Consider the following 15,996-nt stretch of genomic DNA (forward strand, 5'->3'; position numbering starts at 1 on the left):
GAAATGGCAAAATCGACAGTAAAAGGTACGAAAATCAAGCTGGATCGCTCCGATATCATAATCCGTACAATAGGATATGTAGTAGTTACACTTTATGCGTTGGCTTGCGTGTTACCATTCCTGATTATTATTGGAACCTCATTTACAGCTGAGGAAGTGATCCGTACAGAAGGAGCACAGCTGTTCCCGAAGCAGTTTACAACAAAGGCTTATGAGATGGTACTTCAGGGTGGTGCAATCTGGAAGTCTTATGGACTGACTATTACGATGACCTTAACTGGTACACTCGTTGGTCTGGGCATCATTTCCATGACTGGATATGCTTTGCAGAGAAAGGATTTCCCATTCCGCAATGCAATCTCATTCTACATCTATTTTACCACACTGTTCTCAGCAGGTCTGGCTCCGTACTACCTGATGATGACACAGACCTACAAGCTGCAGGATAACTACTTAGCAGTATGGCTTCCGCTTCTGATGTCATCTTGGCTGATCATTTTGATGAAGAACTTTGTAAAGTCTATTCCTCATGAGATCACCGAGTCTGGTAAGATTGATGGAGCTGGTGATATGAAGATTTTCACCGCATTGATTCTTCCAATGTTAAAGCCGGCACTTGCAACAATCGGTTTGTTCCTTGCAATTGGTTATTGGAATGAGTGGTATCAGTCATCACTGTTTTTAAGTGAGAAGATGAGTGTTTATCCATTGCAGTATACTCTGTACAAGGTTGTAAATAAGGCAAACAGCTTAAAGAGTACAGTAGCAGGTCAGTATGTTGACTTGTCCGATCTTCCGTCAAATGGACTTAAGATGGCAAATGCAATCTTAGCAACTGGACCAGTTATTCTGATTTATCCATTTGTACAGCGCTACTTTATCGGCGGTATCACAGTTGGAGCCGTAAAGGGCTAATGATTTTTGATTAATAGCAGGAAAGCCTGCATTAATAGATACTTAACAAAGAAAGCAAGCGAGGAGAAGACTCGCACAAAGAAGGAGGATTTTAATATGAAGAAGAAGTTTCTTGCATCCGCATTGGCAGCATCTATGGTTGGAACAATGTTCGCATCAATGCCGGCATTCGCAGAGGAAGAGTCCAGCAGCGCAGCAGCAGAAGAGGTTACAAGCGCAGCAGCAGAGGCAACTACGGGCGAGGTTCCAAATTATGATGATGTTTGGGCAGAGAAGTGGGCAGATGTTGATACATCTGAGCATGTAGTTATCAATTACATGACTCCTGGTGATGCACCGACAAACGATGCAACACAGAAGATGTTAGATGAGCTGAATGCAATCCTGACAGAGAAGGTTAACGCAGAGCTGCAGATTTACTACATTGGCTGGACTGACTGTCTGTCAAACTACAACCTGACTCTGGCTCGTATGGATGGTTCTGTAGACTTAGTTGGTACCGCTACTGACTGGCTGGATGCATGGCCAAACGCAAAGAATGGTGCTTTCCTTGAGTTAAGTGATGAGATGCTTGCAAAGTATGCACCAGTTACTTATGAGACTGTTCCGCAGGAAGACTGGGATCTGTGTAAGTACAATGACAACATTTATCTGATGCCAGAGGATAACTACGCACAGTGGACAAATCATGGTTTTGCATATCGTCTTGATTTTGCAAAGCTGGCAGGTCTTGAGAATGGCGTTCACAGCTGGGAAGATATGACTACATATTTCAAGTATGTATGCGAGCACAAGGATGAGCTTGGTATCGTAACTCCTTGGGATTCTGATGGTAGTGCATATGCAACTATGGCAGGCGGCTGGGTTTCTTCCCACAGCGATTTCGTAGCAATCGATGGTTTGTCATCAGCAGCTTTATGGGGAGGTACAAAGGATGACCTGTACACCATCGTTAGCCCATACTATACTGATGCAGATATGATGGTTGAGTTTGCAAAGACAATGAAGGAATGGGATGAGATGGGCGTTTGGAAGACAGACGTTCTGAACAATACTTCTGCTGATAACAGAGAGGACTTCAAGATTGGAAAGACCGCTGCTGAGCAGCATCATACTCAGACTTGGACTGATCTTGTAAGTAAGACTCCAGAGAACGTACCGGGTGCTGAGGTTGGCTTCTTCTGGTTCGGCGAGGAAGAAAAGAATGTTACTGCTTTGAATATTACTCACGGTGCAATGGCAGTTTCCTACGGTTCTGAGAACCCAGAGAGAGCTCTGATGGTTTATGATTTACTGAGAAATGATGCTGAGTGCTACGACCTGATCAACTATGGTCAGAAGGGTGTTCAGTGGGATGTAAACGATGAAGGTCTTCGTACTGTTCCAGAATCTTATAATTCTGATACTGAGTCCATCACAACTAATTTCTGGTGGGGACGTAACGATCTGTTAGAGATCCGTGACGCTACAAAGGATTGGGACAAGATTGATGTGATGTATAAAGAATTAGAGGATGCATCAATTGGTTATCCTTATGGCAAGTTTGTTGCAAATGTTGATGACATTCAGTCCTACATCAACAATATCGGTGAGGTTAATACAAACTACATGAAGCAGATCGCAAGTGGTAAGTACACTGGCACCGCAGAAGAAATCGTTGCTGAGTATCAGCAGGCTTTAAAGGATGCAGGTATGGATATCGTTATCGAAGAGCTTCAGAAGCAGCTGACCGAAGTTTACGGTGACGCAGAATAATAAAAATAGTAACTACCCACAGTAATGGGTCAGTAAACGCGTAAAGGGCGGGGTGACCTTTGGTCATCCTGCTCTTTTTTGTAACATAATTTAGAAAGAGGAGCAATGATGACACATACATTTGAGATCAAAGACAATTTTTATCTGGACGGCAAGCCATTTCAGATCATCTCTGGTGGAATCCACTATTTCCGTGTAGTTCCGGAGTATTGGAAGGATCGTCTGGAAAAATTAAAGGCGATGGGATGCAATACAGTTGAGACTTACATTCCTTGGAACATGCATGAACCAAATAAGGGCGAGTTCCATTTTGACGGAATGCTCGACATTGCAAAATTTGTAAAAACAGCACAGGAGTTAGGTCTGTGGGTGATTATTCGTCCATCACCATATATCTGTGCAGAATGGGAGTTTGGCGGACTGCCGGCTTGGCTTTTGGCAGAGGATGGCATGAAGCTTCGCGGCTGCTATAAGCCGTTCTTAGATCATATTCGTTCTTATTATAAAGAATTGTTCAAGGTTTTGGCACCGCTTCAGGTAAACTACGGCGGACCAGTCATCATGATGCAGGTAGAAAATGAGTATGGCTACTATGGTGATGACACAGAGTATCTTGAGACAATGAAGCAGATCATGATCGATTTTGGTACTGTTGTACCTCTTGTTACATCAGATGGACCTATGCATGAGTCTCTTTCCTGTGGTCACTTAGAAGGTGCTCTTCCGACTGGAAACTTTGGTTCACGCACCGAGGAGCGTTTTGAAATATTGAAGCAGTATACAAATGGCGGTCCTTTAATGTGTACCGAGTTCTGGGTTGGCTGGTTTGACCATTGGGGCAATGGCGGCCATATGAGAGGAAATTTGGAGGAGAGCACAAAGGATCTTGACAAGATGCTTGAGCTTGGCCATGTCAATATTTACATGTTTGAGGGCGGCACAAACTTTGGCTTTATGAATGGATCTAATTATTACGATGAGCTGACACCAGATGTTACTTCCTATGATTATGATGGCGTACTTACAGAGTCTGGTGATATAACAGAGAAATATCGCCGCTATCAGGAAGTTATCCGCAAGTATGCACCGATTCCGGAAGTAACATACAGCACAAAGATCGAGAAGAAAGCATACGGAACCTTACAGTATGATGCAAGAGTTGGACTCTTTGAATCTCTTGATGATCTTTCAGCACCTGTAAAATGCAAGTTCCCGACTTCTATGGAGCGTTTAGGACAAAATTATGGATATATTTTGTACCATACAAAGCTTGAGAAAGAGCAGAATCTTGAAAAGATCCGTTTGTATGAGGCAAATGACCGTGCAAATCTCTTTGTCGATCAGAAACCGCTTGTAACGCTTTATGACAGACAGCTTCTTTTTGAGGCAAAGGCAGGAGAGGATTTTGCAAAGGAAGATGGAAAGCCAGTTACCTTTAAGAAGGGTGCACCGCTTGATATTCTTGTTGAGAACATGGGACGTGTAAACTTCGGACCAAGAATGGAGCATCAGAGAAAAGGTATCGACGGACACGTACAGATCAACGGTCACACTCACTTAAACTGGGAAGAGTATTGCCTGCCGCTTGACAACATCGAAAAGCTCGATTATACAAAGGGCTATACAGAGGGACTTCCGGCATTTTATCACTTTACGCTTGACGTGGACCAAAAGGGAGATACCTTCCTCGATTTCGAAGGATGGGGTAAGGGATGCATTTTCTTAAACGGATTTAATCTGGGACGATTCTGGGAGATCGGACCACAGAAGAGACTTTATATTCCGGCACCGCTGTTAAAAGAAGGACGAAATGAAATCGTCGTATTCGAGACAGACGGCAAACAGCCAGGAACAATAACCTTAAAAGATGAGCCGGATATCGGCTGATGAAGCTGGGGCGGACATTGTAATGTGTCTGCCCTTTTTTAATAGGAGAAAAAATCATGGATAGAACATATATTACACTGAACGAGAACTGGAAATTTCACTACGGCGAGGTGCCGCAGGCATGGTACAAAGGATACGACGACAGTGCGTGGACTAGCGTTACGCTGCCACATGACTGGTCAGTACACATGCCGTTTGAGCAGACTAATTCCAGCGGAACTGGATATTTAAGCGGCGGTATTGGCTGGTATCGCGTGCGTTTTTCACTTCCAGAAGCATATAAGGGAAAGCGCGTGAGAGTTGTATTTGATGGAATCTATAAAAATAGTAGAATATGGTGCAACAGCTATCACATTGGAAAGCGTCCTTATGGTTATACACAGATCAGCTATGATATTACTGACTTTGTTCAGTTTGGCGCGATTGATAATGAGATTACTGTGCGTGTATGCCATACTGATTTAGCAGATTCACGCTGGTTTACAGGCTCTGGTATTTACCGCAAGGCATATCTTGTAGTGGAGGAGCAGGTTCATGCTGTATGGAATGGTGTTGCTTTTAATGTGTCAAGAGCAGATGAGCAGTCAGCGGCTGTTTGTGCAGATGCAGAGATTGTAAATGAGCTGGATGAGCGTGTGATTGGAACATTGACTGCTAGTCTAAAGCTATGTGGAAGTGATGAGGAGTCGGTTGTTTTTGCTAGAGTACCTGCTGCAATGGAGGCACACGAGAAGAAAACCTTCTATTTAAATGGAATGATTGGAAAACCAAAGCTTTGGTCTTGTGAATCACCATCATTATATGAGCTTTGCATTTCATTTGAAAAAGAAGATGAAAATGTGATTGTATTAGATAAAGAGCGCGTTGGTATCAGAACATTTTCATTTGATGCTGATCAAGGCTTTTTCCTGAATGGAAAGGAAACAAAGTTTAAGGGCGTATGTGTTCATCATGATGGCGGCTGTCTTGGTGCAGCAATGTATCGTGAGGTATGGCTTCGCAGACTGCTTAAATTGAAGGAAGGTGGCTGTAATGCAATCCGCTGCAGTCATAATCCTCATATGCCAGAGTTGTATGATCTTTGTGATGAGCTTGGACTTTTAATGATGGATGAGGCATTCGATGAGTGGGAAAATCCGAAGAATAAGTGGTCTACCGGTCATAATGTATATCCGCCAAAGCATGAGGGCTACGCAGAAGATTTCCCAGAGTGGCATGAGCGTGATCTCGCCGATATGGTACGCCGTGACCGCAACCATCCAAGCATCGTTATGTGGAGCATTGGAAATGAGATCGACTACCCGAATGACCCATATTGCCATCCACTATTTGAAACCATGACAGGAAACAACGATGCCAACAAGCCGGCAAAGGAGCGTCAGTATGACCCGGATAAGCCAAATGCTGAGCGACTTAGCACAATTGCAAAGGAGTTGGCAGCGATTGTGCGCACACAGGATACCACAAGACCAGTTACATTGGCAGCAGCCTTCCCAGAGCTGTCATCTCATATTGGATTTTTTGATGCACTTGATGTTGTGGGCTACAATTATAAAGAGCATCTGTATGAGGAAAGCCACAAACGTTTTCCAGACAAGCCATTTTTAGGCAGCGAAAACGGCGGCGGCTACGAGCAGTGGTGTGCGGTGCGCGACAATGCATATATCAGCGGACAGTTTTTGTGGACAGGAATTGATTATCTTGGAGAGGCACATGGATGGCCGATTCATGGTTCATCAGCTGGTTTAATGGATCTTGCAGGATTTGAAAAGCCGGGCTTCTATAGAAGAAAGGCATTCTGGAGCACAGAACCATTTGCTTGTATCCTGACACGCCCAGATGATGGTGATGAGCATGAGTGGAGACCGTGGAATGCACATTGGAATTATACAGACGGAGAAAATGTCGTTGTACGCGTCTTCACAAATGTGCAAAAAGAAACTATTTCTCTTAGTATAGTTGGTATTGATGGTGAAAAGTCATTGCACGATGGAACATATCTTGAAAAAGAAGGCTGCACCGAATGGCGTTTTGCTTATGAGCCAGGTGTACTTAAGGCAGTGTGCGGCGAAGCCGAGTGCAGCATTCAGACAGCAGGAAAAGCAGTCGAGCTGTCTGCAAATGTATGGCATGCAGAAGAAACTATAAATAAGGAAGAAGTGATGCAGATCGAGGTTTCACTTACCGATGAAAATGGTGTTCTTGCGGCAGAAGATCTAGAAATCACGGCAGAGGTAATAGGAGGAACACTTCTCGGACTAGAAAACGGTGATTTAGCAGACCTAACGCCATACTGCGAGTCACACAGAAAGACACACAATGGCAGATTGATTGTCTATGTAAAGCCAAAAGAAGATGTAAAGGTATGCATCAGCTGCCCGGCATTAGATAAAAGAGTGTGGATTGAATAATAATATATGAACAAAGAGGAATTACTATGGCTGCGGCGGTACAACCAATATTGCGGAAAATTCATGTATAAGGAACGATGCCGCAGCGGCATCTCTGAACAAAAAATATCAAGAGGTGTCTGCACCAGAACTGAGCTTAGGAAAATGGAAAATGGCGACATACCATGGAAGAAAATGATAGGTGACTATCTGCTGCAAAGACTAGGTGTGCCGACTGAATATTTTGAGGTAATGGCAGATGCAAGAGAATTGAACGGATGGAGAGACCGCGAGGATATCTGTCTGATCATTTTTGAGCAGCCGCAGAAAGCACAGCAATTACTAGAAACGTATCAGAAAAAGTATCGAAAAAAACGCCATTTGAAGAGCAGTTTTTAAGGAAAATGCAGACCATTCTTCTGATGCAGGCGTACAAAAAAAGTTTTGAGAGCAAGAGCGTTGACGTTGAACGTGAAAAATCAGAGGGAGAAAATCTGGTGGAAAGCGCACAGCAGACGGTACTATGTACATTACCCGATGGATGGGAAAAAAAGAAGCTGTCAAAGTTTTTACTGGCTCCCTGTGAGTTGGAAAGTATTTTGCTTCTGGCAAATTGTCTGCTTCTTATCGGTAAGACAGATGAAGCTATGCAGATGCACAAGAAGGTAGCCGACTATGTAAAACAGGCAAAGTTTGAACCAAAGGTTCAGATATTGATTTATCCACAGGTGGCACTTCTTGGAATGAAATTCGAATTGTATGCAGGCAATGAAGAAAAAGCGTTTTCATATGGAATGGAAGCACTTGAGCTACTCAGACATCAGTACTCACAGCGTTATGTTGTTTTTGTTTTGGAAGAACTGCTTAATGTGTTAGAATGCATTAGCGTAAAAGGAAAAGAGGATCAGAAATACAAGGAAGAAGAGACAGAGGTAACAGAATTTCTCAAGACATTTGAGGAATTATATCGGTTGTTTTCGCACCCTAAAAAGAGAATGTGGCAGAGCATTAGTGTCAGCAATACGCATGAAATTGGACTGACACTTAAAATGCTTAGAAAAGCAATGGGATTGTCAGCGGCAAAGGTATCGGCTGCGAATCCAGACCATCTGACTGCGCGACAGATAGAGAAAATAGAGGCGGGGACGCATCGACCTTCTGGCAGAAATTATGAAATGCTCATGCAGTTTTATCATAAGACGGGACTAGAAGGGCAGCTGTTACTTGAGACTGATTCGCTGGAAGTGCTGCACCAGAGACAGGAAATTGTTGACTTCATTATACGCGAAGAATGGGATAACGCATGGGAAAGTTTTCAGAGCTTTAAGGAAAAACTGGATGTGAACGTGCCATTAAATCGGCAGGAAGTGCTGTTTATGGAAAGCAATATTTTGTATAAGCGAGAGAAGTTGGCCTCAGATGAATATCTGCGAATGTTAAAAGAGGCGTTGTCCTGTACAATGCCAGAACTTCCGCTGGAAAAATGGAATATGTGGGTGTTCCAGATAGAGGAGGGGAGTCTAGCTGGGAATATTGCAGATAAACTTGAAAAATCTGGTGAGTATGAGTGCGCAAAACAGATTTATCAAGCGTTGTATGAGTCTTTTGAGTTACAAATGAAACGTACTCAAATTCCTTATAGAGGTTATGTTGTGATAACAACCGGATTGGTTAATTTATTGGGTGATCATAAATTATATAGACAATCAATGCAAAAGGATAAGAAAATTATAAAAGCATTATTAAATGATACCATAGAGGATGTTGATTTTTTTCTATATGATATTTGTTGGAGTTTATATGAATTAGAAAAAGAAGAAGTTGATAAAAAAGAAGAATACCAAAATTGGCGAAGAAAGCTTTTTCTTATCTCATATCAACTTGCAAGCTTTTTCTATTCAGAAAATAGTGTAAAATTTTATCAAGAGAATATGGAAAAATATGTATCATGAACCAACTTTACTAGGTCTATCATTTTGTGGCAAAATAGAAGGCTGTTCTTCTGTGGAAGCCTCTTCTGTCTCAATAATAGTATCAGGATTTTTGGAGTTAGCTGCTTTGGCAGTAGTAAAATAAAAGGTAGAAGCTATTGCTGAAGCGGCTAATAAGGTGAAACATACAACTTTAAATTTTTTCATAGATAAAATCTCCTTTTTCTTTTTTTTCTTATTGTAAAACAGAAAATTAAAAGAGACAATACGTCGTATTTGAGACAGGTTTTGACACATTTCAAAATCTGTCTCAAATACGACGTATTGTAGGTTAAGTGGAAGTATAGTATATTGTAAACAACGACATAAATAATTTTCTGGCAATAGAAAAAATACAAAAAGGGGGAACGAGGGACTATGATTAAAATTGCGGTATGTGATGATAAAAACGAAGCGGTTGCCTTAACAGAGAAGATAAATGAAATTTTTGAAAAAGATGAAACAATGATTAGAATTAGTTATTTTAAGAATGCAGCATTATTGCGATATGAAGTAGAAGATAGGGTGTATTTTGATTTATACATATTGGTGATTCAGCAGGGGCGAACAGAAAAAGAAAAGCAGTTAATGAAGACTGTGCGTGAGCGAGATTCTGAAGCCTTTTTCTTAGTTTTAGCAGATAAACTTGAACCAACTTTAGCGTTTCCAATCAAATCAGTTCAAATCATTGCAAAGAATGCGTCTGATGATGAGATTGAGAATATTATAGAAGATGTAAAGGCTGCAATGGAAAAAAGAAAAAAACAATGTTACATTATGAAAAATCAGGCTGGAACATGGCGTATTTTATATAAAGATATTCAAAGTATTACACATGAGGGAAAATATAGTATATTTTTAGTTCAGGGGGAAAGAGAAATAAGAGTTCGCAAAACATTAAAAGAAATATTTGAAGGACTTACGAATTATGATTTTATATGGGTTGATAGAGGTACTATTTGTAATCTTGCGTTTGTAGAATGTGTTCACAATGGGGCAATTGTAATGAAAAATGGAGATAAATTCTGGATAAGCAGAGGGAAAATAAAGTATTTCAAACAACTTATCCAGAAATATTGGGGTGAATAAGCGAAGAAAAGTTGATTTGAAAGTCAAAAATGTTGATTTTAAGGACAGTTTTACATAAACTTATTTACATTTGCTATAGTAGAGACACGATAAGCTTATCAAGAACGAAACGAAAAAACATTATAGGAAAGGAGTAAATTATGGGATTTAAATTAAAAAGAGCATTAGCAGCATTAGGAGTAGCAGCGTGCGTAGCAGTACCTACGTTGGCAGATACAACGTTTTATGCAAATGCACTTTCACAGGGTGGAGCATTTTCAACGACTCCAATAACAAAGAAAACAACTCCGACTGGAGTACCGGCGACAATGAGTTTTACTACAGTTGCCAATTATGATCCAAATGTGAATGCACATCCGTTGGCAGCACGTGTAAGAAATGCAAGTGGAGCAATAGCAGTATCTGATGTACAAGCAGTATTTGGAACAGGAACATATACATTTTATTACTATTCTGGATATGGCACTTACGGAGATACTTATGTAGGACGAATAGCAACGCATTCACAATCGACTAAAGGAGCAAATTTTAACGTAAGGTTTACACCGTAAAGTGAGTATTGAAAAGAGAAGCTTAGGCCTGCAGATATTCTGCAGGCTTAAGTGCTATTAAGAAAAATGGAGGAAACGTGTATGAGAAAACGAATCAGTGTATGTATGTTAGCGGCAATGATGAGCGTGACCAGTATGTATTCATTTGTGGCGCAGGGAGCTGAAAACGAGACAGAGCAGGAAACGGGAATCGAACAGGAATCAGAAACGCAGGCAGAGGAAGCAGTAGACCCGATGAGTGCAGACCGACTTTTGATGAGAGCAAGAGATTTTAGACCATCTGAAATTCTGGATGCATATTTTGGTGAAGGAAAGTGGGATGAAGCGTTAGTTACAAATCAGGATTCGCTGATAAGTGAAAGAAATGAATATGATGGTGAGGATAGGACGATTTTGATTTCACAGAGCGGTGTTGGTTTTTTAGCAATAATCGTTACTTATAAAAATGAAATACCAGATGAAGAAATAAGACGTCAAGAGGGAGAAGATTTATTACAGGCATTAAATATTGATATAATGGATGAATATACCAAACAAACGGATATTGCAAATGGTGATCGAGCAGTATATACCTATTATTTGCAGCAGGATGGAATCAAGCTATCGCCAGAGGGCTATTCGATTGGAGGCGAGGGTGATGGAACCGAATATTATGGTCAGCTTGCGAAAATCTCTATGGAAGATACGGGATATACGATGTTGATACAAAAAGCCTCAGAGGTTGTTGAGCGTGAAAGTGTTTCAACGCGGCAGCGGATTTCAGATGAGGATGCATTACAGGCGGTATATGATGCTGTATGGAATGGGTTACAGATTCCGCCATTGGAAACAAATCCAATTGAGGATTCATTACAAGTTGAAATTCAATATATTCCAATAGATATGGGAACAAATGAAGATGAGTATGTATATGACATCGGACTTTATGTGAAGCAAATGATTGATCCATCATCTGGATCAGATCAGTTATGGTATTTTGCAGGTCTTGTTGATGTGACAATGCCATATTGCTATACATTTACAATGGCAGTAGATTTTGAAGAAGATTTTCAGACGGAGTATTTAAAAATTTCAGATCGGGAGTAAAGGACGGTGATGCTCTATGATAGGAAGGGAATTAAAACGTATACTACAAAAACCAGCTGCGCTTGTATGTATAATTGTGTATATTGGAATTATGATATTGGGAGTAGAAACTGATTTGAGAGCTGACCATGAGTCTGGAATTTTAAGTTTATTTTATTTTACAGAAAACTATGGTGTGACCGCTTTTATACAGACGTTAATTTTTCCAATAGCAGCAGCGGGTAATTATTTTGATGAACGAAAAGGACATTATGACTGGTTGATGCAGATGCGTTCTGGTCAGATGAAATATTGTTTCGCAAAAATTGTATCTGCGGTATTGAGTGGAATTATATTGTATATGATAAGTGTGTTGTTGTTTTTTGTTTTATGTATAAGCATTGCACCTGCGGTAAGACAAGGAAGTACAGTAGAATCAATAAAACAACTTTTTGGAGGAACAATATCTGGGAACATAGAACCTTTTTGGTATAAATTGGCTTTATCAATTGGATATTATCCGACTACTGTTTTGTATGCATTGGGATATTCATTTCAGATTGGTATTTATGTATTGATTGGATTATGCGTATCTGTGTTTTGTACAAACCGTTATGTATTTTATGCGATGCCATTTCTTCTTACAAGACTGGGAGCTTATGTGGGTGGTTTGATGACCTGGACTTTATATACACCAGTGGGAATGGAAAGGGCTGCTGACGGCGGATTGATAATCTGCCTCACCCGGAATCTCGCCGCATACGCAGTGCTTGGATTTCTTTATTACCGAGAGATGAAATGGAGGGGGATCAATGGATAGCATGAGAAGAATGAACGCCTATGTAAAATTAAATTTTCAGCGCTGTCTGTCTCAGGGAAAAACACTTGTAATCTGTATTTGTCTGGCCGTCTTTTTCTATCTCTATTTTGGTGATGTGCGTGGTGGTCTGATGGAGTCGGGACAGAAAATTGGCATTATGGAGATGTTTCTTGTTGTGACCAACAATATGTATACGTCGTTTACTATATGGATTGGTTTTGTGCTGATTATATGTGACATTCCATATCGTGATGATGGTGTGTACCAGTATCTGCTGCGTACTTCCCGAAGGAGCTGGCTCTGGGGACAGATCGTGTATATTGTCGCAATTACAGTGATCTATTTTGCATATATATTTTTATTACTGCTGCTTCTTATTGTGCCGCAGGTAACATTTCAGACAGCGTGGACGACAACCTTTGTAAAGATGATAAATGCACCGTTTGGCTATGGAATTTCCAATTATTTTTCATTCCCAGTTTCGGTCATGCGCCAGACAACGGCGCTGCAGCTGTTTGGCAGATGCATTGTTCTTTGCCTGATGATTGGAATGGCAACTGGTTTTCTGACTATGATGCTTCATATGCTGTGGCCGAGTGGTCCTGGTATTGCAATCGGTGGAATCGGAATTGCGATGGACTATTGGGCAACGGTTGTGCGAGTCGGAGTGACAAGTAAATATTTGTTGTTTATCTCTCCATTCAGCATGAGTCGTGTCGGAAACTTAAGCACGACTGCATTTAATCGTGTTAATCCAACGTTTTCTTATGCGTGTCTGTTTTTGGCAGGAATGATTCTTGTGCCGCTTGCTGTCATGAATCTGAAAATAGGCAGATACGATTATAGCTAAAAAGCGAGGTGTGTATATGGAACCTTATATTATATTGGATGGTGTATCAAAAAGCTTCCGGTCGGTTGAGGTGTTAAAGCCGCTTTCGATTGAATTTGAAGAAGGGCTGATTCATGGCATTGTGGGACGAAATGGTTCTGGCAAGACAGTTATGATGAAGCTGATTTTAGGCTTTCTAAAGCCAACACAGGGTACGGTGACTGTAGGCAAAAAACGTGTGGGAAAGGATGTGGATTTTCCACAGGATGTTGGCGCGATCATTGAAAATGTGGATTTTATTCCATATTTAAATGCATATGACAATCTGTATAATCTGGCGGCGATTCGTCACCGGATCACAAAGGAAGATGTGAAACAGGTATTAGAGACTGTTGGATTAGGAGATACCGGAAGAAAAAAGGTGGCGAAGTTTTCACTCGGAATGAGGCAGAGGCTTGCAATCGCACAGGCTATCATGGAAAAGCCAAAGTTAATTATTTTGGATGAGCCGATGAATGGACTGGATAAGAGAGGCGTGGAGGAAATGCGCCAGATCTTTCTGAATTTAAAGGCAGAGGGGACGACGATTCTTCTTGCGAGCCATAACATGGAGGATATCCGTTGTCTGTGTGATAAGGTGTATGAGATGGATGCCGGTGTACTTACGCCAATAGATGGAGTTTCTTGATGGAAGGGGCGCTGCAAAGAGCAGCGCTTTTTCTTTTACAAAAAGTGCTTGCATAATTACTTGACTTGAGGTAACATATAAGTATACAAACAAAAAACAACAGTGTGAACTTTTGAGATGACATCGCTTTTCAGAAAGCAGAAAGCAGAAAGTAGAAGGAGGGATTATGGAAAATCAATTCATGCTTCCGATTGGAATCGAAGATTTTAAAGAGATTCGAGAGGAATGCTATTATTATGTTGATAAAACGGCATTGATTGAGCAAGTTCTTGAAAAGAGAAGCAAAGTAACCTTGTTTACCAGGCCGCGCCGCTTTGGAAAATCATTAAACATGAGTATGTTAAAACGATTTTTTGAAATAGGAACGGATCCCTCTTTATTTGAAGGGCTTCATATTTCAAAAAATGCGGCGCTGTGTGAGCGATATATGGGAAAGTATCCTGTGATTGCAATTAGTTTAAAAGGCGTGGATGCAGCATCTTATCAAGAGGCAGTTGTCCAACTCGTAGAGATTATAAATCAGAGTGCAGCGAGCTTTCAACTTTTGCAGAATAGCGGTAGGTTGACCGATTATGAAAAAGAAAGATTTTGTAAGCTGCTTGATGATGATATGAATATGAAAATTATGAGTTCAAGTATGTTATGGCTGACAAAGCTTCTTGAAAAACATTTTAATCGAAAAGTGGTTATATTGATTGATGAGTACGATGTGCCGTTAGCAAAGGCATATGAAAATGGCTTTTATGACGAGATGGTTCTTTTGATTCGGAATATTTTTGGAAATGTATTAAAGACGAATGAGAGTCTTGCTTTTGCTGTGCTGACGGGGTGTTTGCGTATTGCAAAGGAAAGTATTTTCACGGGCTTAAATAATTTTAAGGTGTATTCAATTACCGATGTTGAGTTTGATGAGACATTTGGCTTTACAAATGAAGAAGTGAAATCAATGCTAAAATATTATGGATTGGATCGTCATTTTAATCAGGTAAGGGAATGGTACGATGGCTATCGCTTTGGTAATGCGGATGTCTATTGTCCGTGGGATGTTGTGAATTATTGCGATGACCATCGCAGCAATCCAAATGCAGAGCCGAAAAATTATTGGATGAATACAAGTGGAAATGATGTGATCAATCATTTCATCGACAGTATCAATGATCCCGGAATGTTGACAAAAGGTGAGTTGGAACGGTTGGTAAACGGCGAGTTTATCACACAAAAGGTAGATGAAATGATAACGTATAAGGAATTGTATTCAAGTATCGACAATCTGTGGAGTACACTTTTTATGACAGGCTATCTGACGCAGCGCGGTTATATCGGAAATGGGTATTACCGCCTTGCAGTTCCCAATCGAGAGATTTGCAATATTATCATTGAGCGTGTGTTAACCTTGTTTCGCAAGGAGGTTGCCCAAAACGGCAAGTTGCTTGAAGACTTTTGCAATGCAATCGTATCGTCAAATGAAGCGGCTGTTGAACAGCTACTGACTGAGTACATGGAAAAAACGATTAGCATTCGCGATAATTTTGCCAGATCGCTTCACGAAAATTTCTATCATGGATTGATGATTGGAATTTTAGGATACAGGCGAGACTGGGAGATTTTATCCAATCGAGAGTCCGGCGATGGCTTTAGCGATATTCTTATAGAGACAACAGAACCAGAGAATGAGATTGGAGTTGTGATTGAGCTAAAATATAGTAGCGATGAAAAGAACCTTGATACAGACTGCCGTGGAGCGTTACAGCAAATCGAGGATAAAAACTATGTGCAGGAGCTGTGTAACAAAGGTTATCGGAAAATCTTGAAATATGGAATTGCATTTTATCATAAAAAATGTCGGGTTATGGTGAAACCAAATTAACAGAAAGGAATGAGAAAGTATGGGCATGTTTGTAAATCCTGGGAATCAGGCATTTCAGGTGGCAGTAAATTCTGAAATTTACAAAAGTCGGGTGGGAAAGCCCACGGTTTTAACCGTGGGATGAAAGCCAAGAAACTTTTTGCAATTATCGGACAATGATGTCGAATTTT

14 protein-coding genes are annotated in these 15,996 nt (G+C 40.7%); 13 read left to right on the top strand and 1 reads right to left on the bottom strand.

Translation table 11 applies throughout. The annotated features are described in order from the left end of the window. Nucleotides 1-3: 3 nt before the first annotated feature. From LKD48_RS12420 to LKD48_RS12445, 6 genes are all read left to right on the top strand, one after another. Nucleotides 4-915, top strand: a complete 912-nt coding sequence (locus tag LKD48_RS12420) for a carbohydrate ABC transporter permease (RefSeq protein ID WP_308732146.1) — start codon at nt 4-6, stop codon at nt 913-915. 96 nt (nt 916-1,011) lie between these two features. Continuing rightward, complete coding sequence (locus LKD48_RS12425) at nt 1,012-2,670, top strand: DUF3502 domain-containing protein (protein ID WP_308732147.1); 1,659 nt, start codon at nt 1,012-1,014, stop codon at nt 2,668-2,670. Between the two features lie 105 nt (nt 2,671-2,775). Further along, on the top strand, nt 2,776-4,557 hold the full coding sequence (locus LKD48_RS12430) for a glycoside hydrolase family 35 protein (RefSeq protein WP_308732148.1): 1,782 nt from the start codon (nt 2,776-2,778) through the stop codon (nt 4,555-4,557). Nucleotides 4,558-4,613: 56 nt separating this feature from the next. Continuing rightward, nucleotides 4,614-6,968 carry a glycoside hydrolase family 2 TIM barrel-domain containing protein gene (locus tag LKD48_RS12435; protein WP_308732149.1) on the top strand — a complete coding sequence of 785 codons (2,355 nt, stop codon included), beginning with the start codon at nt 4,614-4,616 and terminating at the stop codon, nt 6,966-6,968. A 6-nt stretch (nt 6,969-6,974) separates the two neighbouring features. Beyond that, on the top strand, nt 6,975-7,346 hold the full coding sequence (locus LKD48_RS12440; protein ID WP_308732150.1) for a hypothetical protein: 372 nt from the start codon (nt 6,975-6,977) through the stop codon (nt 7,344-7,346). Nucleotides 7,347-7,351: 5 nt separating this feature from the next. After that, on the top strand, nt 7,352-8,899 hold the full coding sequence (locus tag LKD48_RS12445) for a helix-turn-helix domain-containing protein (RefSeq protein WP_308732151.1): 1,548 nt from the start codon (nt 7,352-7,354) through the stop codon (nt 8,897-8,899). On the opposite strand, the gene LKD48_RS12450 is transcribed toward LKD48_RS12445, so the two are convergent. Beyond that, a complete protein-coding gene (locus LKD48_RS12450) occupies nt 8,894-9,085 on the bottom strand; it encodes a hypothetical protein (RefSeq protein WP_227100979.1) in 192 nt (63 codons plus the stop codon). The genes LKD48_RS12445 and LKD48_RS12450 overlap by 6 nt on opposite strands. Before the next feature lie 210 nt (nt 9,086-9,295). On the opposite strand from LKD48_RS12450, the gene LKD48_RS12455 reads away from it, so the two are divergent. From LKD48_RS12455 to LKD48_RS12485, 7 genes are all read left to right on the top strand, one after another. Further along, the gene (locus LKD48_RS12455; protein WP_227100981.1) at nt 9,296-10,006 is read left to right on the top strand and encodes a LytTR family DNA-binding domain-containing protein; all 711 of its coding nucleotides are present in this window, start codon (nt 9,296-9,298) and stop codon (nt 10,004-10,006) included. Nucleotides 10,007-10,146: 140 nt separating this feature from the next. Then, the gene (locus LKD48_RS12460; RefSeq protein ID WP_227100983.1) at nt 10,147-10,557 is read left to right on the top strand and encodes a hypothetical protein; all 411 of its coding nucleotides are present in this window, start codon (nt 10,147-10,149) and stop codon (nt 10,555-10,557) included. An 81-nt stretch (nt 10,558-10,638) separates the two neighbouring features. Beyond that, nucleotides 10,639-11,643, top strand: a complete 1,005-nt coding sequence (locus tag LKD48_RS12465; RefSeq protein ID WP_227100985.1) for a hypothetical protein — start codon at nt 10,639-10,641, stop codon at nt 11,641-11,643. Nucleotides 11,644-11,659: 16 nt separating this feature from the next. Then, nucleotides 11,660-12,442 carry a hypothetical protein gene (locus LKD48_RS12470; RefSeq protein ID WP_227100987.1) on the top strand — a complete coding sequence of 261 codons (783 nt, stop codon included), beginning with the start codon at nt 11,660-11,662 and terminating at the stop codon, nt 12,440-12,442. Continuing rightward, nucleotides 12,435-13,292, top strand: coding sequence for a hypothetical protein (locus tag LKD48_RS12475; protein WP_227100989.1), 858 nt, complete (start codon nt 12,435-12,437; stop codon nt 13,290-13,292). Before LKD48_RS12470 ends, LKD48_RS12475 begins: the two co-directional genes overlap by 8 nt. 16 nt (nt 13,293-13,308) lie before the next feature. Then, complete coding sequence (locus LKD48_RS12480; RefSeq protein ID WP_227100991.1) at nt 13,309-13,959, top strand: ATP-binding cassette domain-containing protein; 651 nt, start codon at nt 13,309-13,311, stop codon at nt 13,957-13,959. Between the two features lie 166 nt (nt 13,960-14,125). Next, on the top strand, nt 14,126-15,826 hold the full coding sequence (locus LKD48_RS12485) for an AAA family ATPase (protein ID WP_308732152.1): 1,701 nt from the start codon (nt 14,126-14,128) through the stop codon (nt 15,824-15,826). Nucleotides 15,827-15,996: the final 170 nt, after the last annotated feature.

The sequence above is a fragment of the Anthropogastromicrobium aceti genome (genome assembly GCF_020687335.1).
Taxonomy (GTDB): Bacteria; Bacillota; Clostridia; order Lachnospirales; family Lachnospiraceae; genus Anthropogastromicrobium; species Anthropogastromicrobium aceti.

What these genes read in the sequence shown, in the direction of transcription:
- LKD48_RS12420 (WP_308732146.1), top strand. Translation starts at nt 4, where the DNA reads ATGGCAAAATCGACAGTAAAAGGTACGAAAATCAAGCTGGATCGCTCC.
- LKD48_RS12425 (WP_308732147.1), top strand. Translation starts at nt 1,012, where the DNA reads ATGAAGAAGAAGTTTCTTGCATCCGCATTGGCAGCATCTATGGTTGGA.
- LKD48_RS12430 (WP_308732148.1), top strand. Translation starts at nt 2,776, where the DNA reads ATGATGACACATACATTTGAGATCAAAGACAATTTTTATCTGGACGGC.
- LKD48_RS12435 (WP_308732149.1), top strand. Translation starts at nt 4,614, where the DNA reads ATGGATAGAACATATATTACACTGAACGAGAACTGGAAATTTCACTAC.
- LKD48_RS12440 (WP_308732150.1), top strand. Translation starts at nt 6,975, where the DNA reads ATGAACAAAGAGGAATTACTATGGCTGCGGCGGTACAACCAATATTGC.
- LKD48_RS12445 (WP_308732151.1), top strand. Translation starts at nt 7,352, where the DNA reads ATGCAGACCATTCTTCTGATGCAGGCGTACAAAAAAAGTTTTGAGAGC.
- LKD48_RS12450 (WP_227100979.1), bottom strand. Translation starts at nt 9,085, where the DNA reads ATGAAAAAATTTAAAGTTGTATGTTTCACCTTATTAGCCGCTTCAGCA.
- LKD48_RS12455 (WP_227100981.1), top strand. Translation starts at nt 9,296, where the DNA reads ATGATTAAAATTGCGGTATGTGATGATAAAAACGAAGCGGTTGCCTTA.
- LKD48_RS12460 (WP_227100983.1), top strand. Translation starts at nt 10,147, where the DNA reads ATGGGATTTAAATTAAAAAGAGCATTAGCAGCATTAGGAGTAGCAGCG.
- LKD48_RS12465 (WP_227100985.1), top strand. Translation starts at nt 10,639, where the DNA reads ATGAGAAAACGAATCAGTGTATGTATGTTAGCGGCAATGATGAGCGTG.
- LKD48_RS12470 (WP_227100987.1), top strand. Translation starts at nt 11,660, where the DNA reads ATGATAGGAAGGGAATTAAAACGTATACTACAAAAACCAGCTGCGCTT.
- LKD48_RS12475 (WP_227100989.1), top strand. Translation starts at nt 12,435, where the DNA reads ATGGATAGCATGAGAAGAATGAACGCCTATGTAAAATTAAATTTTCAG.
- LKD48_RS12480 (WP_227100991.1), top strand. Translation starts at nt 13,309, where the DNA reads ATGGAACCTTATATTATATTGGATGGTGTATCAAAAAGCTTCCGGTCG.
- LKD48_RS12485 (WP_308732152.1), top strand. Translation starts at nt 14,126, where the DNA reads ATGGAAAATCAATTCATGCTTCCGATTGGAATCGAAGATTTTAAAGAG.